Raw genomic sequence first — 23,213 nt, 5'->3', positions numbered from 1 at the left:
CGCCAAGCCGTAACGTCAGGCGCCGATCGCCTGAGCGATATTCTCGAATCCGTCGCGGGCGAGCAGCGCGTCGAGATCGCGCAGGATGCGCGCGGCCAGCCCCGGCCCCTCATAGACCAGCGCGGAGTAAAGCTGGACCAGGCTCGCCCCCGCCCGGATGCGGGCATAGGCCTCCGCCCCGCTATCGATCCCGCCGGCGGCGATCAGGGGCAGCGCCGCCCCGGTGGCTTTCCGGAAATCGGCCAGCCGCGCGCGGGCAAGCGGGGCGAGCGGACGGCCCGACAGGCCGCCGGTCTCGGCCGCGTTGGCGCTGGTGACATGGGGCCGGGTGATGGTGGTGTTGCCGATGATGATCGCGTCCAGCCGGTTGTCGATCGCGCCGCGCGCGATCTCGTCGATCTGCGCGGGCTCGAGATCGGGGGCGACCTTCAGGAACAGCGGCACCTGGCCTGCCGCCTCGCGCGAGGTGGCCAGCAACTCGGCCAGCGCCGCGCCGTGCTGCAGGTCGCGCAAGCCAGGCGTGTTGGGGCTGGAGATGTTGATCGTGACGTAATCGGCGATCGGTGCCGCCTGGGTCACCCCGTGGTGATAATCGGCGATACGGTCGGCGGCGTCCTTGTTCGCGCCGACATTGATGCCCAGCACGCCTTTGCGCTTCGCCGCCTTCGCGCGCGTCAGCCCCGCGTCCAGCCCACCATTGTTGAAGCCATAGCGGTTGACGACGCCCTTATCCTCGACCAGCCGGAACAGGCGGGGCTTGGGGTTGCCGGGCTGGGGCTTGGGGGTCAGCGTGCCGATCTCGACCATGCCGAAGCCCAGGCCGAAAAAGCCGTCGATCGCCTCGCCATTCTTGTCGACGCCCGCCGCCAGCCCCAGCGGGTTGGCGAAGTCGATCCCCGCGATGCGCGTGGCGAGCCGGGGATAACGCGCCGAATCCACCCCCATCGGTGCGCCCAGCGAACCCCAACGCGACAGCATCGCTACCGTCAGACCATGGGCGCGTTCGGCATCGAGCGCGAAGAGGAGCGGGTGATAAAAGGCCATGCCGGCCCGGTTAGCGGATTGCGGGGGGAGGGGGAAGGTGTGGGCTATCCCTCCCGTCTTCACTGCTCCCCCTCCCGCAGGCGGGAGGGGGCGGGGGGAGGGAAAGGTGTCTCACCGAGCCCGTCGCCTGTGGCATGCCCTCCCCCATCCCCTCCCGCTTGCGGGAGGGGCGTGCCAAGACCGGAGGGCCGGTGTAATCAAAACGGAACGCTATTACCCAACATCGGTTGGTGGGGACCTACAGGGAGAGCCCCGATGAAGACCCCCGTCGCATTCAACCCCCAGGTCGAAGACGTAAAGCCCGAAGAGGGCGACACCGTCGACCAGATGAAACAGTCGTTCGAGCATATCCTCGACACCACCTCGAAGAACTATGGCCACGGCGTCCGCGCCGTCCATGCCAAGGCGCATGGCATCATCCGGGGCAGGCTGAAGGTCCATGACGCGCTTCCCGCCGAACTGGCGCAGGGGCTGTTCGCCAAGCCGGGCGAATATGACGCGGTGGCGCGCATCTCCACCAACCCGGGCGATATACTTGATGACGCCATCGCTCTGCCGCGCGGCCTCGCGCTGAAGGTCATCGGGGTAGAGGGCGAGCGGCTGCCGGGCTCGGAAGGCGATGCCACGCAGGACTTCGTCATGGCCAACGCGCCGGTCTTCACCGCGCCGACGGCGGATGCCTTCGCCAAGAATCTGAAGATGCTCGCCTCCACCACCGACAAGTTCGAGGGCGGCAAGAAGCTGCTCTCGGGCATATTGCGCGGGATCGAGGCGACGCTGGAGACGGTCGGGGTCGAGAGCGCGACGCTCAAGACGCTAGGCGGCTCGAAGCAGGTCCACCCGCTGGGCGAGACCTATTACAGCCAGACGCCGTTCCGTTACGGCGACCATATCGCCAAGTTCGCCCTGTTTCCGGTCAGCCCGGCGCTGACCCAGCTGACCGGCGATACGGTCGACACCCATGACCGCCCCGACGCGCTGCGTGAAGTGGTGCGCGAGGTGATGATCGAGCAGGGCGGCCAGTGGGAATTGCGTGTCCAGCTCAACCGCGATCTCGACGCCATGCCGATCGAGGATGCCACCGCCGAATGGAGCGAGGCGGACAGCCCGTACATCACCGTCGCGACCTTCACCGCCGAACCGCAGATCAGCTGGCAGGACGGCCAGACCAACGCGATCGACGATGCGCTGTCCTACAGCATCTGGCACGGCCTGGCCGCGCACCGGCCACTGGGCAATGTCAACCGCGCACGGAAAGACACCTATCGCTTCTCGGCCGAATATCGCGGGCGGGTGAATGGCTGCCCGATGCACGAGCCGCGCGAAATGGCCGAGTTGCCGTGAGCCGGTCGCAACCGCTAGGACAAGCGGCATGATCCGCCTGTTTCATGTCAGCGACGTGCATTTCGGTGCCGAGGACCCCGCCGCGCTCGCCTGGTTCGCCGAGCGGGTGGCCGAGGAAAAGCCCGACGCCGTCATCATGACCGGCGACCTGACCATGCGCGCGACCAAACGCGAGTTCCAGGCGGGCGGCGAATGGCTGCAATCGCTGGGCGTGCCGGTGACGGTCGAGGTCGGCAATCACGACATCCCCTATTACTGGGACCCGTTCCGCCGGTTCTTCGCGCCCTATCAGCGCTATGCGGCGGTCGAACGGATGATCGAGAAGCCGCTTGACCTGCCCGGCGTGACGGTGGTGCCGCTCAAGACCACCGCGCGCGCCCAGTGGCGGTGGAACTGGTCGAAGGGGCGGGTCAGTCGGGGTTCGCTCCGCCGCGCGCTGGCGCTGATCGAACAGGCGCCCAAGGATCACCTGATCCTGGTCGCCGCGCACCACCCGCTGATCGAGGGGCCGACCAAGGGCACTGCCAAGACCCGCAATGGCGACGAGGCGTTGACCCGGCTGGCGGCGGCGGGCGCGCATGCGGTGCTGTCGGGCCATGTCCACGACCCGTTCGACGTGCCGATCGACCGCGATGGCCGGATCATCCGCATGATCGGCGCGGGCACCCTGTCCAAGCGCACCCGCAAGACGCCGCCCGCCTTCAACGAACTCCGCGTGGAGGGCAAGGGCTTCGAAACGCTGGTCCGCAGCTTCGGCGAAACCGCGCCGCATGTGATTACCGAGGATATGCGGGCGGGATGATGCCTTACTCGAAAGGCGGCGTGCGATAATCCTCGGCCAGCTTGCGGTAATAGGCGGCCGAACCGGCATTCCCTTGTGACGCGAAGCGCCGCGCCGCCGCGCTGGCGCCTGCCGATCCCGTCCTGAACACCTGGGTCAATTGTTCTGGGCGGTCGGCCTCGGGAACGACGCCGCGCCATTCCGGATCGAAGCGATAGGCGGGGATCAGTTGTGATCCGTTGACCCTCAACACGCCCTGTACGGGGCGGCCGCCGGCCATCCTGCCGAGGAAGAACTGATAGGGTTCGGCCTTGCCGAGGCGTAACACGCCCAACCCCTCGGCCCTGCTCTTGATGCAATCGCCCAGCCAGCGTGCAGGCCGCTGAATCAGATCGGCCGGGATGGTCACGCGGCAATCGGCGGCCGACGGCGCTGCCGCACCGCCCCCGGCCGAACAGGCTGCGGCACCGCCGATGGCCAGCATGATACCGATCGCGACGATCGCATGTGGTGGACGGATCATCCCGATCCTCTCCTTCAAAGCCCGAAACTGTCGAGCAGCGACGTGCTGCATTCGAAATGCATCGCATCATCCGTGGGAAAGGTCGCCCCCCAATACCAACCCGCGCGATTGAAGAACGGTGCCAGAGCATCCAGGCCGCGATTGGAACGATGCGATCCGCGCTGGGTCAAATAGCGGTCGATATAGAAGTCGATCGCGGTCCCGAACGCGTGATTGGACAATTTCGTACTCGATCCGCGCTGGAGCCGGTTGACCAGCATTCCCGCATTGCCGAGCAACGGGTAGAGTTCGGGAAGCTCACGGCGCACCGCGCTCAATACGCCCCGCAGGCTGGCGACGGCGGGGTGGATGCCGGTGGCGCGGAAGGGGCCGACATCCTCGATGACGATCAGCGCTCGCAGCTTGGGGTTGGTGACCGGGCCGCCGTTTCGATAGGCGATCTCGCTGGGGCGGCCGCCGAAGCGCCGGATCTGGCTTTCCGGTCCCGGCGATGAAAGCCCATGATTGACCGATCCGCGCGCCGGCAGCGCGGTTTCGGTTTTCCAGAAGGCGCGTCTATCCCCGGATGGCGTGGCAGGCGTCGCTGCGGGAGCGGCCTTACGTGGCAGCGTCGCGGGGACGGTGGGTGCGGTCGTGACCCGATGCCGCGTAGCCGGCGCCGAGGTAGCGGGGGGCGTCGTGGTCAGGCGTCGCCACGTCGGACCATGGACGTCCACCCGGCCATCGGGGCGGCGGAGGACCCGGCGTTGAAACCGCTCGATCGCGGAAATGGTCAGGCGACCGCATCGCCGATCAATGGGGCCGGGATGTTCGCCTGCATCGGTCAGCAATTGCTGGATGATGCCGACATCGGCGGGGCGATTATGGCCGCCCAATCCTACGGACGCTTGAATCTGGCGCATGGCGGAATCGAATCCCGATCATGTGACGGACTTGGTCTGCGACTGGTTTCGTTGCGCTTCGATCTGGAATATAAGGGAAATTCTTCGCGGCGTCATGCTCCGGTTGCGGCCGAATGATCCGCTTCGGACGAAAGGAGAAGTCGAAGCTCACGCCCCGACCTCGCTCCGCGTCATCACCCCCGCATGACGTGCGGCCGTGCGGCGACCTGGTCGTACATCCGTCCCGGCTGGTCGAGCCAGATCGGCGAGAGCTTGGACGAGTCGGTGCGCTCCAGACCCACGGCATAGGCGCAGCGGGCGACGCCCCAGTCGGTGTGTGCGGCGGCGGCCAGGATCGGCACGAACATCGGCCGGCCGGCGGCGTCGATGACGTGGATCGCCTCGCGCGGCAGCGCGCTGACGCCGCGCACGGTGCGGCTCTCGCCGGGTGCCAGTGCGAAGGGCGGGACGATCGGGCGGCCCTGCGGCTGGCGTGCGAGCTCGATCAACTGGCCGTCCAGTTCGCTATGCGCGCTGAGCAGGCGCAGGTCGACGGCGACCCGCCCGATCGGGGTGGCGCCGGTGTTGCGCACGGTGATCTCCGCCTCGATCGTCGCGGACAGCATGTTCAGCCCGACGCGCAGCGGTCGTGCCTCGACTTGCAGGAAGCTGGGTTCGGGCGGCAGCGCCGGCGGTGGCGGGGCGGCGGGCTGGGGTGCGGCGGCGGGCGTCGCCGACGGGCGGGGCGTCGGCACGGCGGCGAGGTCCGGGGCCGGCTCGGCCGGGCGGGGTGCCGGGGCGGGCAGCGCGCGCGTACGACCGGCGCTGCGGCGGCCCAGCCAGATACCGATGATCAGCGCGCCGATGCCGGTGCCCGCGAGCAGCGGCCAGAAGGGCAGGCCGCCGCGATCCGTCTCGCCCTGTTCGGGGGCGGCGGTGTCCGGTGCGACAATGGCGGGCATCGCGCCCTGGCCATTGGAAATGTTCAAGCCGTCCATCGCCGTATCGGGGCGGTTGACGGGGCTGGATTCGGGGTCGGGCAGCCGCGTCGCGGGCGGCTCGGGCGTGGGGCTCGGTTCGGGTAGCGGCGCGGCCGCCGGAGTCGGGCTGGGCGCGGGCGTCGGGGTGGCGCGCGGCGTCGGACGCGGTGTAGGCGTCGCGCGGGGCGTGGGGGCCGGGGTCGGCTCGGGCGTGGCCTGGCCCGGCAGGACCAGGCGCGGGGCCGGCGGCGTCGGCACTGGGGTCGCCGATTGCTGCGGCGTGGTGGCGCGCGGGGTCAGGCTGAATCCGTCCAGCCCCGAGGTGGAGGGGCGGCTGCTGGCATCACTGTCCTGCGGGGCGGCCTTGGCGAGGACGGGACTGGCCAGCGTCGGTGCGAGTGCCGGGGCCAGCGTCAGGACAAGAAGGCGCGCGGCGATGCGCGGCCCGGACGATGTCATGAAATGCAATCCTCGTGGTAACAACAGTCTTCATCGGCCGTTCGGGTCACCGACCCGACCGCCTAGCCGTGCCCGCTCGAACCGGCGGATGCAACCCCCCTCGACCATATGATGGGTCCGGCCCGGCGCGTGTTTGACAGCGGGGGGTGCAAAGCCTATATCGCGGTCCTTCGCCACAATCTTCGGGAAATGACGCGTCGTCGCGCAGCGTGTCGGTCGAATGGGAGATTGCTGGTTCATCGGACGCCGGATGCCGCCGCAAGCGATTGCGAGCGGCCTTTCGGCGTCCTTGCGTCGCGTCCCGTCCGGAGGTTTCCGGGCAGCGATTATACGGCTGACGAGGCAGACAGATCCATGGCAACCAAGGCGATCGACAGCGGCTCCGCCCCGCGCAAGGGCGATGGCAGCACCGCCAAGCGGCGCATCCGCAAGGTGTTCGGCGACATCCACGAAGTGGTGCAGATGCCGAACCTGATCGAGGTTCAGCGCGAAAGCTACGAGCAGTTCCTGCGTTCGGACAAGTCGCGGGGCCATGTGTCCGGCCTCGAAAAGACGCTGCGCAGCGTCTTCCCGATCCAGGATTTCGCCGGCACCGCCTATCTCGACTTCGATGACTATGTCCTCGAGGACCCGAAGTTCGACGTGGAAGAGTGCCGTCAGCGGGGCATCACCTATGCCGCGCCGATGCGCGTCACGCTGCGCCTGACCGCGTTCGAGGTCGATCCCGACACCGAAGCCAAGTCGGTCATCGATATCAAGGAGCAGGACGTCTACATGGGCGACATGCCCCTGATGACGGAGAACGGCACCTTCTTCATCAACGGCACCGAGCGCGTCATCGTCAGCCAGATGCACCGTTCGCCGGGCGTGCTGTTCGACCATGACCGTGGCAAGACCCATGCCTCGGGCAAGTATCTGTTCGCTGCGCGTGTGATCCCGTATCGCGGCTCGTGGCTGGACTTCGAGTTCGACGCCAAGGACATCGTCAACGTCCGTATCGACCGCAAGCGCAAGCTGCCGGTCACGGCGCTGCTCTATGCGCTGGGCATGAACTCGGAAGAGATCCTCAACTATTTCTACAATCGCCTGACCTTCGTTCGCGGTGACGGCGGCTGGAAGATCCCGTTCCAGGCCGAGAACTGGCGCGGTGCCAAGCCGATGTTCGACATCGTCGATGCGAACTCGGGCGAGGTCGTGTTCCCCGCCGGTCAGAAGATTTCGCCCCGCGCCGCCAACAAGGCGGCCAAGGATGGCCTGTCGCAGCTGCTGATCCCAACCGAGGAAATCTTCGGTCGCTACTCGGCCTATGACCTCATCAACGAGCAGACCGGCGAAATCTATGTCGAGGCCGGTGACGAGATCAGCGCCGAGAACCTCGAGGCGCTGGACAAGGCGGGCGTCGACACGATCGAGCTGCTTGACATCGACCATGTCGCCACGGGTCCGTGGATTCGCAACACGCTGAAGGCCGACAAGGCCGAAGAGCGCGAGCAGGCGCTGTCGGACATCTACCGCGTGATGCGCCCCGGCGAGCCGCCGACGCTCGAGACGGCCGAAGCGCTGTTCGCCGGCCTGTTCTTCGATCCCGATCGCTACGACCTGTCGGCCGTGGGTCGCGTCAAGCTGAACATGCGTCTCGACCTCGATTGCCCGGACACGGTTACCACGCTGCGTACCGAGGATATCCTGGCGGTCGTCAAGACGCTGGTCGACCTGAAGGACGGCAAGGGCGAGATCGACGACATCGACAATCTCGGCAACCGCCGCGTGCGTTCGGTGGGCGAGCTGCTGGAGAACCAGTATCGCGTCGGCCTGCTGCGCATGGAGCGTGCGGTCAAGGAGCGCATGTCGTCGGTCGACGTCTCGACCGTCATGCCGAACGACCTGATCAACGCCAAGCCCGCGGTCGCCGCGGTGCGCGAGTTCTTCGGTTCGTCGCAGCTGTCGCAGTTCATGGACCAGACCAACCCGCTCTCCGAAGTGACGCACAAGCGTCGCGTCTCGGCGCTCGGGCCGGGCGGTCTGACGCGTGAGCGCGCGGGCTTCGAAGTCCGCGACGTTCACCCGACGCACTATGGCCGTATCTGCCCGATCGAGACGCCGGAAGGCCCGAACATCGGTCTGATCAACTCGCTGTCGACCTTCGCCCGCGTCAACAAGTACGGCTTCATCGAGACGCCGTACCGCAAGGTGATCGACGGCCGCGTCACCGACGAGGTCGTGTACCTGTCGGCGATGGAAGAGCAGAAGCACACCGTCGCACAGGCTTCGGCCGCGACGGATGCGGACAACCGCTTCACCGAGGATCTGGTTTCGGCGCGTCAGGCGGGCGAATTCCTGATGGCGCTGCCCGATCAGATCACCCTGATGGACGTCAGCCCCAAACAGCTCGTCTCGGTCGCCGCCTCGCTCATTCCGTTCCTGGAAAACGACGACGCCAACCGCGCGCTCATGGGCTCGAACATGCAGCGTCAGGCCGTGCCGCTGGTGAAGGCGGAAGCGCCCTTCGTCGGCACCGGCATGGAAGAGACCGTGGCCCGCGACTCGGGCGCGGCGATCGCGGCGAAGCGTGCCGGTATCGTCGACCAGGTCGACGCGGCCCGCATCGTGGTTCGCGCCACGGGTGAGGTCGATGCCGGCAAGTCGGGCGTCGACATCTACACGCTGATGAAGTTCCAGCGTTCGAACCAGTCGACCTGCATCAACCAGCGTCCGCTGGTGAAGGTGGGCGACGTCGTGAAGGCGGGCGACGTGATCGCCGACGGCCCCTCGACCGAGTTCGGCGAGCTCGCGCTGGGCCGCAACGCGCTCGTCGCGTTCATGCCCTGGAACGGCTACAATTATGAGGACTCGATCCTCATCTCCGAGCGGATCGTGAAGGACGACGTGTTCACGTCGATCCATATCGACGAGTTCGAAGTCATGGCGCGCGACACCAAGCTCGGGCCGGAAGACATCACCCGCGACATCCCGAACGTGGGTGAAGAGGCGCTGCGCAACCTCGACGAGGCGGGCATCGTCTATGTCGGGGCCGAGGTGGAGCCGGGCGACATCCTGGTCGGCAAGATCACGCCGAAGGGCGAATCGCCGATGACGCCGGAGGAAAAGCTCCTCCGCGCGATCTTCGGTGAAAAGGCCAGCGACGTGCGCGACACCTCGCTCCGCCTGCCGCCGGGCGTGGCAGGGACCATCGTCGACGTGCGCGTCTTCAATCGTCACGGTATCGACAAGGACGAGCGCGCGATGGCGATCGAGCGCGAGGAGATCGAGCGTCTGAAGAAGGACGCCGACGACGAGCGCACGATCCTCAACCGGGCGACCTGGAGCCGCCTGCGCGAGATGCTGCTCGACCAGACCGCCACCGCCGCGCCCAAGGGCGTGAAGAAGGGCATCGTCATCGATGCCGAGGTGCTGGAATCGGTCGATCGTCACGAGTGGTGGAAGTTCGCCGTCGCCGACGATGCGCGCCAGAGCGATCTGGAAGCGGTCAAGGCGCAGTATGACGAAGCCGCCAAGCGGATCACGGACAAATTCCATGACCGTCGCGACAAGCTGGAGCGTGGCGACGAACTGCCGCCGGGCGTGCTGAAGATGGTCAAGGTCTTCGTCGCGGTGAAGCGCAAGCTGCAGCCGGGCGACAAGATGGCCGGCCGTCACGGCAACAAGGGCGTCATCAGCCGCATCCTGCCGCAGGAGGATATGCCCTTCCTCGCGGACGGTACGCCGGTCGATCTCGTGCTGAACCCGCTGGGCGTGCCGTCGCGCATGAACGTCGGTCAGATCTTCGAGACGCACCTGGGCTGGGCGGCGCGTAACCTGGGTATGCAGGTCGCGGCGCAGCTCGAGGATTGGCGTGAAGCCAACCCCGACGCCAAGCCGGGCGCGGTGCCGGAAGCGGTCAAGTCGCGGCTCGTGGAGATCTATGGCGATCACTATGCCGAAGACATCCAGGCGCGTGACGATGAGGAAGTGGCCGAGCTGGTCCAGAACATCCGCACCGGCGTGCCGATGGGGACCCCGGTGTTCGACGGCGCACGCGAGAGCGACGTGTCGGAGATGCTGGAGCTGGCGGGTCTGCACACCTCGGGCCAGTCGGACCTGTTCGACGGGCGCACCGGCGATCAGTTCGACCGCAAGGTGACCGTGGGCATCATCTACATGCTGAAGCTCCACCACCTGGTCGACGACAAGATCCACGCGCGTTCGATCGGGCCGTACTCGCTCGTTACCCAGCAGCCGCTGGGTGGTAAGGCGCAGTTCGGTGGCCAGCGCTTCGGTGAGATGGAAGTGTGGGCGCTGCAGGCTTATGGCGCGGCGTACACGCTCCAGGAAATGCTGACGGTGAAGTCGGACGACGTGGTCGGCCGCACCAAGGTCTACGAAGCGATCGTCAAGGGCGACGACACCTTCGAGGCGGGCATCCCGGAGAGCTTCAACGTGCTGGTCAAGGAAATGCGCTCGCTGGGTCTCAACGTCGACCTCAAGTCGATGGAAGACGCCCAGGACGACGGTCTGGCCGAGGCGGCGGAGTAAGACAGGTGACGCCGGTGGGGCACATGCTCCACCGGCGCCTTGCCTACCTCGCCCGATGAATTTTCCCTCCCTGTGAGGAAAGCGAAATGAACGAACTGACCAACTTCGCCAATCCGGTGGCCAAGCCGGAAACCTTCGACCAGATTCAGATCGGCATCGCGTCGCCCGACAAGATCCGTTCCTGGTCGTTCGGCGAGATCAAGAAGCCCGAGACGATCAACTACCGTACGTTCAAGCCGGAACGTGACGGCCTGTTCTGCGCGCGCATCTTCGGTCCGATCAAGGATTACGAATGCTTGTGCGGCAAGTACAAGCGCATGAAGTACAAGGGCATCGTCTGCGAAAAGTGCGGTGTCGAAGTCACGGTGTCGAAGGTCCGCCGCGAGCGGATGGGCCATATCGAACTGGCGGCCCCCGTCGCTCACATCTGGTTCTTGAAGTCGCTGCCCAGCCGCATCGGCCTGCTGCTCGACATGCAGCTCAAGCAACTCGAGCGCGTGCTGTACTTCGAAGCCTATATCGTCATCGAGCCGGGCCTGACCCCGCTGGAGAAGTATCAGCTTCTCACCGAGGACGAACTGCTCGACGCGCAGGATGAATATGGCGAGGACGCCTTCTCGGCCGGCATCGGTGCCGAAGCGGTCCGCATCATGCTCGAAAGCCTCGACCTCGAGGGCGAGCGCGTGCAGCTTCTGGAAGAGCTGGCGACGACCAAGTCGGAGCTGAAGCCCAAGAAGATCATCAAGCGCCTGAAGGTCGTCGAGAGCTTCATCGAATCGGGCAACCGTCCCGAATGGATGATCCTGGAAGTGATCCCGGTCATCCCGCCCGAGCTGCGCCCGCTGGTGCCGCTGGATGGTGGTCGTTTCGCGACCTCGGACCTGAACGACCTGTATCGCCGCGTCATCAACCGCAACAACCGCCTGAAGCGCCTGATGGAGCTGCGTGCGCCGGACATCATCGTCCGCAACGAAAAGCGCATGTTGCAGGAAGCGGTCGACGCACTGTTCGACAATGGCCGTCGCGGCCGCACGATCACGGGTGCCAACAAGCGTCCGCTGAAGTCGCTGTCCGATATGCTGAAGGGCAAGCAGGGCCGCTTCCGTCAGAACCTGCTCGGCAAGCGCGTCGACTATTCGGGCCGTTCGGTCATCGTGACCGGTCCGGAACTCAAGCTGCACCAGTGCGGCCTGCCGAAGAAGATGGCGCTCGAGCTGTTCAAGCCGTTCATCTACGCCCGTCTGGACGCCAAGGGTCTGTCGATGACCCTGAAGCAGGCCAAGAAGTGGGTCGAGAAGGAGCGCAAGGAAGTCTGGGACATCCTGGACGAGGTGATCCGCGAGCACCCGGTCATGCTGAACCGCGCGCCGACGCTTCACCGTCTGGGCATCCAGGCGTTCGAGCCGGTGCTGATCGAGGGTAAGGCGATCCAGCTTCACCCGCTGGTCTGCTCGGCGTTCAACGCCGACTTCGACGGCGACCAGATGGCCGTGCACGTCCCGCTGAGCCTCGAAGCGCAGCTGGAAGCGCGCGTCCTGATGATGTCGACCAACAACATCCTGTCGCCCGCCAACGGCAAGCCGATCATCGTGCCGTCGCAGGACATGGTGCTGGGTCTCTATTACCTGTCGCTCGAAAAGCAGAACGAGCCGGGTCAGGGCATGATGCTGGCGGACATGGAGGAGGTCCATCAGGCCCTCTTCGCCGGTGCCGTCACGCTGCACACCAAGATCGTCAGCCGCGTTCCGCAGACCGACGAGCAGGGCAACCAGTATCTCAAGCGGTTCGAGACGACCCCGGGCCGCATGCTGCTGGGCGAGACGCTGCCGAAGAGCCACAAGGTGCCCTTCGACATCGTCAACCGCGTCCTGACCAAGAAGGACGTCGGCGAGGTGATCGACGAGGTGTATCGTCACACCGGCCAGAAGGAGACCGTCCTGTTCGCCGACGCGATCATGGCGCTGGGCTTCCGCCACGCGTTCCGCGCCGGCATCTCGTTCGGCAAGGACGACATGATCATCGCGCCGGACAAGGATCGTCTGGTCGACGAGACGCGCGAGCAGGTGAAGGACTTCGAGCAGCAGTATCAGGACGGCCTGATCACGCAGCAGGAGAAGTATAACAAGGTGATCGACGCCTGGAGCCGTTGCGGCGACCAGGTCGCGAACTCGATGATGAACGAGATCAAGGCGGTCCGTCATTACGAGGACGGCCCGATGGAAGGCCGTGAGAAGCCGATCAACTCGATCTACATGATGGCCCACTCGGGCGCCCGTGGTAGCCCCGCCCAGATCAAGCAGCTGGCGGGTATGCGCGGCCTGATGGCCAAGCCGTCGGGCGAGATCATCGAGACGCCGATCATCTCGAACTTCAAGGAAGGTCTGACCGTTCTTGAATATTTCAACTCGACCCACGGCGCGCGTAAGGGCCTGGCCGACACGGCACTGAAGACGGCGAACTCGGGTTACCTGACCCGCCGTCTGGTGGACGTCAGCCAGGACTGCGTCATCATCGAAGAGGATTGCGGCACGACCCGCGCTCTCGAGATGAAGGCGATCGTGCAGGGCGGTTCGACCATCGCCTCGCTCGGCGAGCGTATCCTGGGCCGCACCACGGCCGAGGACATCGTCAACGCCAAGACCGGCGAAGTCATCATCGCATCGGGCGTCCTGCTCGACGAGCCGATGGTGGCGAAGATCGAGGCCGCGAACACCCAGTCGGTCAAGATCCGCAGCCCGCTGGTCTGCGAATCGAAGGTCGGTGTCTGCGGTAAGTGCTATGGCCGTGACCTCGCCCGCGGTACGCCGGTGAACATCGGCGAAGCGGTCGGCGTAATCGCGGCGCAGTCGATCGGTGAGCCGGGTACGCAGCTGACCATGCGTACCTTCCACATCGGTGGCGCGGCGCAGCTGAACGAGCAGTCGAACCTGGAAGCGGCCGTGGACGGCACCGTCCAGTTCCGCGACCTGCGCCTGATCGTCGACCAGCGTGGTCGCCGCGTGGTGCTGAGCCGTTCGGGTGAGATCGCGATCGTCGACATGGACGGCCGCGAACTGTCGGTCGACCGTATCCCTTACGGTGCGTACGTGCTGTTCGACGATGGCCACATCGTGTCGAAGGGCGACCGCATGGCCGAGTGGGACCCGTTCACCATGCCGGTGATCACGGAAAACCCCGGTACGGTGAAGTTCCAGGACCTCATCGAGGGCAAGACCCTGACCGAGCAGGTCGACGAAGCCACGGGTATCGCCCAGCGCGTCGTCACCGAGTACCGCGCCTCGACCAAGTCGAAGGAGGATCTGCGTCCGCGCATGACCCTGCTCGACGACAATTCGGGCGAGGCCGGTCGCTACATGCTGGCACCGGGTGCGACGCTCTCGGTCGAGGATGGTGCGCAGGTGCAGGGCGGTGACGTTCTGGCCCGTGTCGCGCGCGAGTCGGCCAAGACCCGCGACATCACCGGCGGTCTGCCGCGCGTCGCCGAGCTGTTCGAGGCGCGTGTTCCCAAGGACTCGGCGATCATCGCCAAGGTCTCAGGGAGAGTCGTGTTCGGCAAGGATTACAAGGCGAAGCGCAAGATCGGCATCCAGCCCGAGGATGGCGGCGAGGTCGTCGAGTATCTGGTGCCGAAGTCGAAGGTGATCGACGTTCAGGAAGGTGACTACGTCAAGCGTGGCGACAACCTGATCGGCGGTTCGCCCGATCCGCACGACATTCTGGAAACGATGGGCGTGGAGCCGCTGGCCGAATATCTGGTCAGCGAAATCCAGGAAGTTTACCGTCTCCAGGGCGTGAAGATCAACGACAAGCACATCGAGACGATCGTTCGTCAGATGCTGCAAAAGGTCGAGATCACCGACGGCGGCGACACCACGCTGCTGAAGGGCGAGCAGGTTGATCGCGAGGAAATGGACGCGATCAACGACAAGCTCGACGCGAACCAGGTCCGCGCGCAGGGCAAGCCGGTCCTGCTCGGCATCACCAAGGCGAGCTTGCAGACCCGCAGCTTCATCTCGGCGGCGTCGTTCCAGGAGACCACCCGCGTCCTCACCGAGGCGGCGGTCCAGGGCAAGCAGGACACGCTGATGGGCCTGAAGGAGAATGTCATCGTCGGCCGCCTGATCCCGGCGGGTACCGGTGCGGGCATGAACCGTCTGCGCGTGGCGGCCTCCAGCCGCGACGCGGCGCTCCGCGCCCAGCAGCGCAAGCTGGCCGAGGCGATCGTCGCGCCGGTCAGCGCGGCCGAGCAGCGGGCGGCGGAAAACGCCCGTTCGCCGCGTGACGATGCGGGCACGGGCAGCGATCCGCTGGCCGAGGTCGTGCCGTCGGGCGAAGGCACCGATGCGGATGCCGGTGAGTATCTGAACGACTGATCCGGCTAACGGATTGGAATCAAAGGGCCGCCGTCCGGGCAACCGGACGGCGGCTTTTTTGCAACCAGACCGGTACATTTTGTCGTTGACGGGCGCGCGCGACTGGCGGAGAGGCCGGCGCGACGAAAACCCCCGATTTGCGCCGAATGGAGGGTGCGCAAGACTTTGTAACGGGAACCGAAACCCCCTCCCAACCATATACAAATATTGGAGAAGATCCCCGAACCGCGCGGGTTATTGGCACGGCGCGGGGACCCTGGAGACCTGAGATGACGTCGCCTGAGATTGACGAAGATTATTTCTACCAACGTGCTGAAACGGAACTGGAACTGGCGCAGAAGGCGACCCACCCCGCAGCGGTTCGAGCGCATTATATCATCGCCAACCACTATCTCGATCGCGTGTACAGCCAGCCCGCCGACGGCGCGGTGATCGAGGCGGCGGAGTAAGACGCGGGGCGGGACGAGCCGCTTTCGGACCATCGGTCGACAGGCGCCTGCGGGCGCCTGTTTCATATCTGGGGGCCGTCGGTTCCCTGGATTGGGCGAATGTCGGGTGACGGCGTGGATATGGCGGGCGGTCCAGGCACGCTGGCGGTCACCGTCACCGGGCATCCTTGCTGGGATGCTGCCCTGAAGCCCGACGCCCAGCCTGGCCTGAGGAACCAAGGGTCGGTTCATGGGGACTGTGCCGGTCCCGTACGAGCCCCACCTTCAACAGGCCTAGAACCGATCGACATTCCTCCCCTGGAAGGGGAGGTGGCAGGCCGCAAGGCCTGACGGAGGGGTGTCCCCATTGGCGGGATCAGCCTTGCCTCACGACCGGAGACACCCCTCCACCATAGTCCGCATGTGTGCGAGTGGCACGGTGCTCCCCAAGCAGCATCTTACTGTGTCGGGGAATGCCAAAGCTCGCACACCTTCCCCTTGCACGGCAGGATTGAAGGCGGCGCGGTCTTTGCGAAAGCAAAGGCTTAGCCGGAGCTGGGTGAGGGGTGCGGCGCTCGCGCGGCGAGCGCGCGAGCCCGCTCAACCCCTCACCTAAGCTGCGCCAGCCAGCACGCTGGCAAGCTCCGCTAACCCTCTCCCCTATCCAGGGGAGAGGGGAGCGTGAATGTCGATTGGCCCTTGGCGGCCGCTTCGCTCAGCGGGCCGGCGATCCGCTTGCCATCGCCCGTCAAGCATAAGCCCTTGAGCAGGGTGACAGGAGATGGACCCACCCCTCGTTACAGGGGACCGTTGCGAAATTGGCGTTTTCTCGCTCTTTACGCACCACCCCGGCGAAGGCCGGGGTCCAGATGTTGAAGGCTTTCCATCGCTGATCGGCGCTTACCCGACTGGGCGCCGGCGTGCGCCGGGGTCGTGTAAAGCGTTTTGCAACGATACCCTTCAGGAGAGGGGGCGGGGGTAGGGCGTATCTGTAAGCGTGGCGTTCGTGGACAGGCCCCACCCCAACCCCTCCCCTGAAGGGGAGGGGCCTGCATCGATCCAGGGTATCATCTCCGTCTTGTCCGACAGGTGCGGGAAAGGCGGGGCGAGGCCATTGTTCATTCGGTCACTGTGCCTTGGCAGGCGGTATCGGCGTGTATTGCGTGGATACCAGCCGCCAGTCGCCCTGGGCCTTGCGGGCGACATAGCGCACGCGCACCGAGCGGGTCGTGCCGTTGGGCAGGCTGATCGTGCGCCGTGCGGTCACGATCCCCACCGGGCCTTGGGCATGGACGACGATGTCGGTGCTGACCATCGGCGGGGCGGGGTGCCTGGCCTCCGGGGCGTAATAGCCCAGCACCTTGTCGCGCATATCCACGTCGCCGATAGGCGAAATCTCTTCATAATCGGGCGCCAGCGTCCGATCGAGCGCGGCCGGGTCGAATCCGGTCCGCGCTGCTTCGAAGCGCTCGACCAGCGCACGCAGGGGTGCGTCCTGGGTGGCGGCCATGGGGGCGGTTGCCGCGCCGACCCATACCAGTCCTGCCATCAGAAAATTCATCGCCATGCTCCCCCTATGCGTCTCGCCCCGCATTCCACGCGAGATCGCGCGTCGGCGCAAGCGGGTTTGCCGCAAGATCAGGGGGCTGCGCGCCTGACGCAAAAGAAAAGGGCGACCCCCGCAAAGGGGCCGCCCTTTCTTTAGCTCGCCAAGCGAACGGGTGCGGAAGGTTGCCCTGCCGCAGTCCGATTACTTGAGCTCGACGGTCGCGCCGGCTTCTTCGAGCTGCTTCTTGATCTTCTCGGCCTCGTCCTTGGCAATGCCTTCCTTGACGGGCTTCGGAGCGCCTTCGACCAGCGCCTTGGCTTCGGTCAGGCCCAGGCCGGTGATCGCGCGGACTTCCTTGATGACGTTGATCTTCTTGCCACCGTCGCCGGTGAGGATCACGTCGAATTCGGTCTTCTCTTCAGCGGCCGGAGCAGCGGCGCCGCCAGCAGCAGGAGCCGCGGCAACAGCAGCGGCGGCCGAGACGCCCCACTTCTCTTCGAGCATCTTCGAGAGCTCAGCGGCCTCGAGGACGGTCAGCTCGCTCAGCTGGTCAACCAGCGCGTTCAGGTCTGCCATGTTCTTATCTCCAATACGGGCCGGGTAAATTGGCCCGAGTGTGTCAGTTCAAATCGTATTCGCCCGAAGATCAGGCGGCTTCCTTGTCCTTGTCGGCATACGCCGCGAGGACGCGGGCGATCTGCGCCGCGGGAGCCTGGGTGATGGTGGCCAGCTTCGTGGCGGGCGCCACGATGAGACCGACCAGCTTCGCCCGGAGCTCGTCCAGCGAGGGCAGAGTCGCCAGCGCCTGCACGCCTGCGACATCAAGGACATTCGCACCCATCGATCCGCCGACGATCTCGAACTTGTCGGTCGTCTTGGCGAAGTCCACGGCCACCTTGGCGGCGGCCACGGGATCGATCGAGCTGGCGATGCCGACGGGACCCGTCAGCATGTCAGCGACACCGGCATAGTCGGTGCCCTGGGCTGCGATCTTGGCAAGCCGGTTCTTCGAGACCTTGTAGGTCGCGCCGGCTTCCCGCATCTTCGTGCGCAGGGCCGTCGACTGGGCGACGGTCATGCCGTGGTTGCGGGTGATGACCACCACGCCAACCTCGTTGAAGTTGCTGTTCAGCTCGGCGACGGCCTGGGTCTTTTGATCGCGATCCATGCCATTCTCCATGGTTGGAACGACCGCGAACGGTCATCCCGGTTGCTTGACCGGGGGGTGTGACCACCCCTCGGGGTGTCCAGCGATGGGGAATGGGCAACCGACGCGTATGGAAACGCGGGGCAGACCGGGCGGGACCAGCAAGCGGCACGACCGGCAAAATCCTTTTCCCCGTCTCGGCAGGAGATTAAGCCAGGGCATATTCCCCGGCACCTGCTGTCTTGGACGGAATCCGTGTGAGCGAACCCAACGGATGCGGGCGGGCCATTGCCATGATCCCGCAGACGAGTCAAGCGGTGCCGACGCATGACTCCTATGTCATGGGAAAGTCATTTCGACGTCATCGACGTGACGCGGAAATGAAGCCGATATGACTTGGTTGCACGGCACATGCTCGCCCGAGACCGCGCCCGTGTCCGGGGCGGTGCCGGGGGATTTTCCATGTCGGATATCAACAACCTGGTCGCCTATGACGATGGCGACATCGATACCAATCGCTCCGCCAACACCCATATGAGCGACCTGATCGCCACCCGCCTGTCGCGCCGCCAGACGCTGCGTCACGGCGTGTCGGCGATGACCACCGCGCTGTTCGGCGGCGCGCTGCTGGCCGGTTGCGACGACGAGACGCCGCAGACCGTCACCGCCAGCGCCTCGGGCAGCACCGCCAGCGTCGCCGCCGGCCGCCCCGTCACGCTGACCGGCACGGTTTCCGCCGGGCAGGTCGCCAACACCAACTGGACCCAGACGGCGGGGCCGTCGGTTACGTTGACCAATGCCAACAGCCTGGTCGCCTCGTTCCGCGCACCCGCCGTGGCGACCGCGACGCAACTGGCCTTCAATCTGGAGATCACCAGCCGCGACGGCGCGGTCACCAACAACATGGTGACGGTCACCGTCACGCCGATCGCGCTCGACTTCACCGCCGTGCCGCACAGCCTGGCCGATGTGGTGACGGTGCCGGCGGGCTATAGCGTCAGCGTGCTCTATCGCCTGGGCGATCCGATCGCCTCGGGCGTCGCGGCCTATGCGAACAACGGCACCGACACCAACTTCGCGCAGCGCGCCGGCGACCATCATGACGGCATGAGCTATTTCGGCCTCGCCGCGTCGGGCAGCAATCCCGATCCGAACAACAGCACGCGCGGCCTGCTGGTTCTCAACCATGAGAATATCAGCGAGCAGTATCTCCACGTCAACGGCCAGACGCCCGCCCCGCGCCCCGAGAGCGAGGCGATCAAGGAGATCGAGTGCCACGGCGTCTCGGTGATCGAGGTGACGCGCACCAATGGCGCGTGGCGCTATGTCCAGGCATCGGTGCTCAACCGCCGCATCACCCCCAACACGCCGATGGCGTTCAGCGGTCCGGTCAAGAACGCGGCGTGGCTGAAGACCGCCTATTCGACCGATGGCAGCATGGGTCGCGGTACGATCAACAACTGCGCCAACGGCACCATGGCGTGGAACACGTACCTGACCAACGAAGAGAATTGGGCGGGCTATTTCCGCCGCAGCAGCGGTGACGCGGCGGTGCGCACCGCGACGACGCCCAAGCAGAATGTGTCGCTCGCCCGCTATGGTATCGGCGAAGGGCGGGGCGGCAATTACAACTGGGCCACGGTGACGCCGTCCGACGCGTCGAGCACTATCTATCGCCGCTGGAACGCGACCGCCAATGCCGCGCTGGCCGCCGACGGCACGGCGGATTTCCGCAACGAGCCGTTCCAGTTCGGCTGGGTGGTCGAGATCGATCCGTTCAACCCGGCATCGACCCCGCGCAAGCGTACCGCGCTGGGCCGTATGAATCACGAAGGCTGCCAGAGCGGTCGGATGATCGCGGGTGTCCGCCCCGCCTTCTACATGGGCGACGACGCGCAGAACGAATATATCTACAAGTTCGTGTCGGCGACGCCGTGGAACGCCTCGGACGCCAGCGCCACCGACCGTCTGGCGGTGGGCGACAAATATCTCGACAACGGCACGCTCTATGTCGCCAAGTTCAATGCGGACGGCACCGGCCAGTGGCTGCCGCTGGTGTTCGGGCAGAACGGGCTGAACGCGTCGAACAGCATCTATCCCTTCGCCGACCAGGCCGATGTCCTGATCAACACGCGTCTGGCGGGCGATGCGCTGGGCGCGACCAAGATGGACCGGCCCGAATGGACCGCGGTCAATCCGGCGACCGGCGAGATGTATTGCACGCTGACCAACAATGCCTCGCGCAAGCCGGTCGCGTCGGGCAGCAACACCGCCGTCGATGCCGCCAACCCGCGCGCCTATGTCGATCCGCCCTCGACCTCGGTCGGCAACCGCAACGGTCATATCGTCCGCATCCGCGAGACGAACGACACGACCGAGGCGACCAGCTTCGCCTGGGACGTGTACGTCTTCGGGGCGGGCGCGGACCTCGATCCGACCAACATCAACCTGTCGGGTCTGGACGCGACCAACGACTTCTCCTCGCCCGACGGCCTGTGGTTCAGCCTGCCGAGCAATGTCGCGGGGCAGGCAACGCCGGTGATGTGGATTCAGACCGACGACGGCGCGTTCACCGACGTCACCAACTGCATGATGCTGGCCGCGATCCCCGGCCGGGTCGGCGATGGCGGCACGCGCTCGGTGACGAGCAGCGCGGGCGGGGCCTCTGCCACCGTCACCACCCGTATCGGCAAGGCGCCCGGCGTCACGCTGAAGCGCTTCCTGGTGGGGCCGAAACAGTGCGAGATCACCGGCATCCACTCGACGCCGGACGGCACTTCGGTGTTCGTCAACATCCAGCATCCGGGTGAAGGCGCGACCAACCCGTCGGCGCCGACCAGCAACTGGCCCGACAGCCAGTCGGGCAGCGCGGCGGCGACGGTGCGTCCGCGCTCGGCCACCATCGTCATCACCAAGAATGACGGCGGCGTGGTCGCGATCTGATCGGCTGACCGCATCGTCGACGCTGGGGGCCGGGAAGGTGATTGCCTTCCCGGCCCCTTTGTCGTTGAAAGGCCGTGACGAAAGGGGACGGCATGGCGACGACACGGCGTGAAGTGATGGCGGGTGCGGCGGTGCTCGGGCTGGGAACGGCGGTCGGGCCCGCGCTGGCACGCGCGCCGGGCGCGAACCGGCTGATCGCCGGCACCTATGCCAATGAGGGTGGCAAGGGGCTGTATCCGATCGTCGACGGGCGGGTCGGCGCGCCGGTGACGGGCATCGTCAATGCCTCTTACGGCGTCGGCAACGGGCCGGGCGGCGCCTTTTATGTCCTGCGCGAACAGGCGGACGGGCATGTCACCGCTTATGGTCCGGGCTGGCGCGTGCGCGGCGACGCGTCGACCGGCGGCAAGGACCCGTGTCATGTCGCGCTCGACCGATCCTCGGCTTGTCTGGCGGTCGCCAATTATTCCAGCGGCTCGGTCGCCTTCTATCAGCTCGACCGGCGGACCGGTGCGCCGGGCGAACCGCGTCTGTTCCAGCATCGGGGGAGCGGCCCCAACGCCGAGCGTCAGGCCGGGCCGCATGCGCATTGGGTCGGGTTCAGCCCCGACCGCCGCTGGCTGCACGCGGTCGATCTGGGGGCGGATGCGATCTTCGCCTATCGCTTCGATCCGGTCGCGCGCACGCTGGCCGAGCCGGTGATCGCGTGGCACGCCCCCGCCGGGGTCGGGCCGCGCCATATGGTCCGCCATCCGACGCTGGCGCGCGCCTATGTCGCGTGCGAACTGGAACCACGCCTGTTCGTGCTCGATGCGCTGCCCGATGGCCGTTTCCGTGACGTAGGCGAGCGGCCGCTGCTGCCCGAGGGGGCGACGGGGCCGTCCTATGCCGCGCATATCGCGATCGATCGCGCGGGGCGGACGCTTTATGTCTCCAATCGCGGTGCCAACAGCATCACCGTCTTCGCACTGGATGCGAAGGGACAGCCCAAGGCGGTGCAGCATGTGCCCACCGGCGGCGACTGGCCACGCTTCTTCCTGCTGCGCGAGGGACGGGCCGAGCTGCTGGTCGCCAATGAGCGGTCGGGCACGGTCAACGCCTTCCGGATCGGCCGCGATGGCCGGCTGACCGCGACGGGGCAGAGCGTCGCCATTCCGGGCGTCGTGTTCCTGGCGGAGGTCTGATCGCCCATCCGTCATTGCGAGCGGAGCGAAGCAATCCAGAGTCTTGGCGAGACGCCCTGGATTGCTTCGCTCCGCTCGCAATGACGGATGTTAAGCACAGGTTATGAGGTGCCGAGGCTTTGCTGATGGCGGGCTTGGGCCGGATCGGGTTAGACGTGCTCCACTCCTTTCCTTGGTCTGAATATCCATGCGCTTCTTCCAACCCCTGCTCGCCGGCGCGACGCTGTCGGGCCGCCTGATCGCCTGTATCGGCGCGGTGATCGGTATCGCCCTGACCATCATCGTCTGTGGCGGATTGCCGCCGCTCGGCCCCGACCTGCCGATCATCGTCGCGCCGCTGGGCGCCTCGGCGGTGCTGGTCTTCGCAGTGCCCGCCAGTCCGCTCGCCCAGCCCTGGTCGGTGGTCGGCGGCAATGTCCTCTCGACCTTGGTCGGGGTGGCGATGTTTCAGGCGATCCCGTCATTGCCGCTGGCGGCAGGCTGCGCGGTCGGGGGCGCGATCCTGGTCATGTCGCTGTGCCGCTGCCTGCATCCGCCGGGCGGGGCGGCGGCGCTGACCGCCGTGATCGGCAGCCAGGGCATCCATGCGGCGGGCTTTGCCTTCGCCTTCGCGCCGGTGGCGATCAACTCGATTGCGCTGGTGGCGCTGGGCATGTTCTTCCACCGCGCGACGGGGCGCAGCTATCCGCACGAGCCGGCCGTCGCGCCGCCGGGCATCGACGCCTCGCGCATCCGCCCGGAGGATGTCGATGCGGCACTGGCGGACATGCACGAGAGCTTCGACATCGCGCGCGAGGACCTGGACACGCTGCTCGCCCATGCCGAGCGCCATGCGCGGGCGCGGGCTGCACCGGTGGCGTCCGGGCGATTGCGGATTTTGCGGCGGGGGTAGGGGCGTGGCCTTCGACTGCGCTCAGGCTGAACGGGGCGGGGGGTGTGGGCGACGGATCAACCGCCGTTCGCGCTGAGCGAAGTCGAAGCGCACGCCTCGAACGGGCGGCTTGGCGGATGTTTGCCCTTGGCCTTCGACTGCGCTCAGGCTGA

15 protein-coding genes are annotated in these 23,213 nt (G+C 66.3%); 8 read left to right on the top strand and 7 right to left on the bottom strand.

The genetic code is table 11. The features are described from left to right. Positions 1–15: 15 nt before the first annotated feature. Positions 16–1,044: a quinone-dependent dihydroorotate dehydrogenase gene (locus tag ACQHGV_RS12590; RefSeq protein ID WP_440978437.1), complete on the bottom strand. Its 1,029-nt coding sequence runs from the start codon at positions 1,042–1,044 to the stop codon at positions 16–18. Between the two features lie 255 nt (positions 1,045–1,299). Here ACQHGV_RS12590 and ACQHGV_RS12585 point away from each other — a divergent pair, with 255 nt between their 5' ends. Together ACQHGV_RS12585 and ACQHGV_RS12580 are read left to right on the top strand one after the other, a co-directional pair. Beyond that, a complete protein-coding gene (locus ACQHGV_RS12585) occupies positions 1,300–2,388 on the top strand; it encodes a catalase family protein (RefSeq protein ID WP_440978436.1) in 1,089 nt (362 codons plus the stop codon). Between the two features lie 28 nt (positions 2,389–2,416). After that, positions 2,417–3,190: a metallophosphoesterase family protein gene (locus tag ACQHGV_RS12580; RefSeq protein ID WP_440978435.1), complete on the top strand. Its 774-nt coding sequence runs from the start codon at positions 2,417–2,419 to the stop codon at positions 3,188–3,190. 4 nt (positions 3,191–3,194) lie between these two features. Here the strand turns inward: ACQHGV_RS12580 and ACQHGV_RS12575 are convergent, their stop codons facing one another. The 3 genes from ACQHGV_RS12575 to ACQHGV_RS12565 form a co-directional block, all read right to left on the bottom strand. Then, positions 3,195–3,692 (bottom strand): hypothetical protein, encoded by a 498-nt coding sequence (locus ACQHGV_RS12575; protein ID WP_440978434.1) that lies wholly within the window; start codon positions 3,690–3,692, stop codon positions 3,195–3,197. A 14-nt stretch (positions 3,693–3,706) separates the two neighbouring features. Beyond that, the gene (locus tag ACQHGV_RS12570) at positions 3,707–4,594 is read right to left on the bottom strand and encodes a M15 family metallopeptidase (RefSeq protein WP_440978433.1); all 888 of its coding nucleotides are present in this window, start codon (positions 4,592–4,594) and stop codon (positions 3,707–3,709) included. Between the two features lie 173 nt (positions 4,595–4,767). Continuing rightward, positions 4,768–6,012 (bottom strand): hypothetical protein, encoded by a 1,245-nt coding sequence (locus ACQHGV_RS12565; protein ID WP_440978432.1) that lies wholly within the window; start codon positions 6,010–6,012, stop codon positions 4,768–4,770. Between the two features lie 354 nt (positions 6,013–6,366). Between ACQHGV_RS12565 and rpoB the strand changes: the two genes are divergently transcribed. The 3 genes from rpoB to ACQHGV_RS12550 all read left to right on the top strand — a co-directional run bounded on the left by rpoB (position 6,367) and on the right by ACQHGV_RS12550 (position 15,367). Next, positions 6,367–10,545, top strand: a complete 4,179-nt coding sequence (gene rpoB / locus ACQHGV_RS12560; RefSeq protein WP_440978431.1) for a DNA-directed RNA polymerase subunit beta — start codon at positions 6,367–6,369, stop codon at positions 10,543–10,545. An 86-nt stretch (positions 10,546–10,631) separates the two neighbouring features. Continuing rightward, positions 10,632–14,918 carry a DNA-directed RNA polymerase subunit beta' gene (gene rpoC, locus ACQHGV_RS12555; RefSeq protein ID WP_440978430.1) on the top strand — a complete coding sequence of 1,429 codons (4,287 nt, stop codon included), beginning with the start codon at positions 10,632–10,634 and terminating at the stop codon, positions 14,916–14,918. A 269-nt stretch (positions 14,919–15,187) separates the two neighbouring features. After that, entirely contained in the window at positions 15,188–15,367 is a 180-nt protein-coding gene (locus ACQHGV_RS12550) for a hypothetical protein (RefSeq protein WP_440978429.1), read from the top strand. Positions 15,368–16,472: 1,105 nt separating this feature from the next. On the opposite strand, the gene ACQHGV_RS12545 is transcribed toward ACQHGV_RS12550, so the two are convergent. The 3 genes from ACQHGV_RS12545 to rplJ form a co-directional block, all read right to left on the bottom strand. Further along, positions 16,473–16,913: a nuclear transport factor 2 family protein gene (locus ACQHGV_RS12545; protein WP_440978428.1), complete on the bottom strand. Its 441-nt coding sequence runs from the start codon at positions 16,911–16,913 to the stop codon at positions 16,473–16,475. A 183-nt stretch (positions 16,914–17,096) separates the two neighbouring features. Further along, on the bottom strand, positions 17,097–17,471 hold the full coding sequence (gene rplL, locus ACQHGV_RS12540) for a 50S ribosomal protein L7/L12 (protein ID WP_007403895.1): 375 nt from the start codon (positions 17,469–17,471) through the stop codon (positions 17,097–17,099). Between the two features lie 70 nt (positions 17,472–17,541). Beyond that, positions 17,542–18,063, bottom strand: coding sequence for a 50S ribosomal protein L10 (rplJ, locus tag ACQHGV_RS12535; RefSeq protein WP_312488366.1), 522 nt, complete (start codon positions 18,061–18,063; stop codon positions 17,542–17,544). 441 nt (positions 18,064–18,504) lie between these two features. Here rplJ and ACQHGV_RS12530 point away from each other — a divergent pair, with 441 nt between their 5' ends. The 3 genes from ACQHGV_RS12530 (at position 18,505) to ACQHGV_RS12520 (ending at position 23,061) form a co-directional block, all read left to right on the top strand. Beyond that, positions 18,505–20,985: an alkaline phosphatase PhoX gene (locus ACQHGV_RS12530; RefSeq protein WP_440978427.1), complete on the top strand. Its 2,481-nt coding sequence runs from the start codon at positions 18,505–18,507 to the stop codon at positions 20,983–20,985. Positions 20,986–21,077: 92 nt separating this feature from the next. Beyond that, the gene (locus ACQHGV_RS12525; RefSeq protein ID WP_440978426.1) at positions 21,078–22,169 is read left to right on the top strand and encodes a lactonase family protein; all 1,092 of its coding nucleotides are present in this window, start codon (positions 21,078–21,080) and stop codon (positions 22,167–22,169) included. 187 nt (positions 22,170–22,356) lie between these two features. After that, positions 22,357–23,061: an HPP family protein gene (locus tag ACQHGV_RS12520; RefSeq protein WP_440978425.1), complete on the top strand. Its 705-nt coding sequence runs from the start codon at positions 22,357–22,359 to the stop codon at positions 23,059–23,061. The last annotated feature ends 152 nt before the right edge of the window (positions 23,062–23,213 follow it).

The organism is Sphingomonas pseudosanguinis, from assembly GCF_052056765.1.
In the GTDB taxonomy this organism is placed as follows: Bacteria; Pseudomonadota; Alphaproteobacteria; order Sphingomonadales; family Sphingomonadaceae; genus Sphingomonas; species Sphingomonas pseudosanguinis.
The sequence above is the reverse complement of the archived record's forward strand: the minus strand, read 5'-3'. Positions and strand labels throughout refer to the sequence as shown.

What these genes read in the sequence shown, in the direction of transcription:
- ACQHGV_RS12585 (WP_440978436.1), top strand. Translation starts at nt 1,300, where the DNA reads ATGAAGACCCCCGTCGCATTCAACCCCCAGGTCGAAGACGTAAAGCCC.
- rpoC (WP_440978430.1), top strand. Translation starts at nt 10,632, where the DNA reads ATGAACGAACTGACCAACTTCGCCAATCCGGTGGCCAAGCCGGAAACC.
- ACQHGV_RS12550 (WP_440978429.1), top strand. Translation starts at nt 15,188, where the DNA reads ATGACGTCGCCTGAGATTGACGAAGATTATTTCTACCAACGTGCTGAA.
- ACQHGV_RS12565 (WP_440978432.1), bottom strand. Translation starts at nt 6,012, where the DNA reads ATGACATCGTCCGGGCCGCGCATCGCCGCGCGCCTTCTTGTCCTGACG.
- rplJ (WP_312488366.1), bottom strand. Translation starts at nt 18,063, where the DNA reads ATGGATCGCGATCAAAAGACCCAGGCCGTCGCCGAGCTGAACAGCAAC.
- ACQHGV_RS12570 (WP_440978433.1), bottom strand. Translation starts at nt 4,594, where the DNA reads ATGCGCCAGATTCAAGCGTCCGTAGGATTGGGCGGCCATAATCGCCCC.
- ACQHGV_RS12520 (WP_440978425.1), top strand. Translation starts at nt 22,357, where the DNA reads ATGCGCTTCTTCCAACCCCTGCTCGCCGGCGCGACGCTGTCGGGCCGC.
- ACQHGV_RS12575 (WP_440978434.1), bottom strand. Translation starts at nt 3,692, where the DNA reads ATGATCCGTCCACCACATGCGATCGTCGCGATCGGTATCATGCTGGCC.
- ACQHGV_RS12590 (WP_440978437.1), bottom strand. Translation starts at nt 1,044, where the DNA reads ATGGCCTTTTATCACCCGCTCCTCTTCGCGCTCGATGCCGAACGCGCC.
- ACQHGV_RS12545 (WP_440978428.1), bottom strand. Translation starts at nt 16,913, where the DNA reads ATGGCGATGAATTTTCTGATGGCAGGACTGGTATGGGTCGGCGCGGCA.
- rplL (WP_007403895.1), bottom strand. Translation starts at nt 17,471, where the DNA reads ATGGCAGACCTGAACGCGCTGGTTGACCAGCTGAGCGAGCTGACCGTC.
- ACQHGV_RS12525 (WP_440978426.1), top strand. Translation starts at nt 21,078, where the DNA reads ATGGCGACGACACGGCGTGAAGTGATGGCGGGTGCGGCGGTGCTCGGG.
- ACQHGV_RS12530 (WP_440978427.1), top strand. Translation starts at nt 18,505, where the DNA reads ATGTCGGATATCAACAACCTGGTCGCCTATGACGATGGCGACATCGAT.
- ACQHGV_RS12580 (WP_440978435.1), top strand. Translation starts at nt 2,417, where the DNA reads ATGATCCGCCTGTTTCATGTCAGCGACGTGCATTTCGGTGCCGAGGAC.
- rpoB (WP_440978431.1), top strand. Translation starts at nt 6,367, where the DNA reads ATGGCAACCAAGGCGATCGACAGCGGCTCCGCCCCGCGCAAGGGCGAT.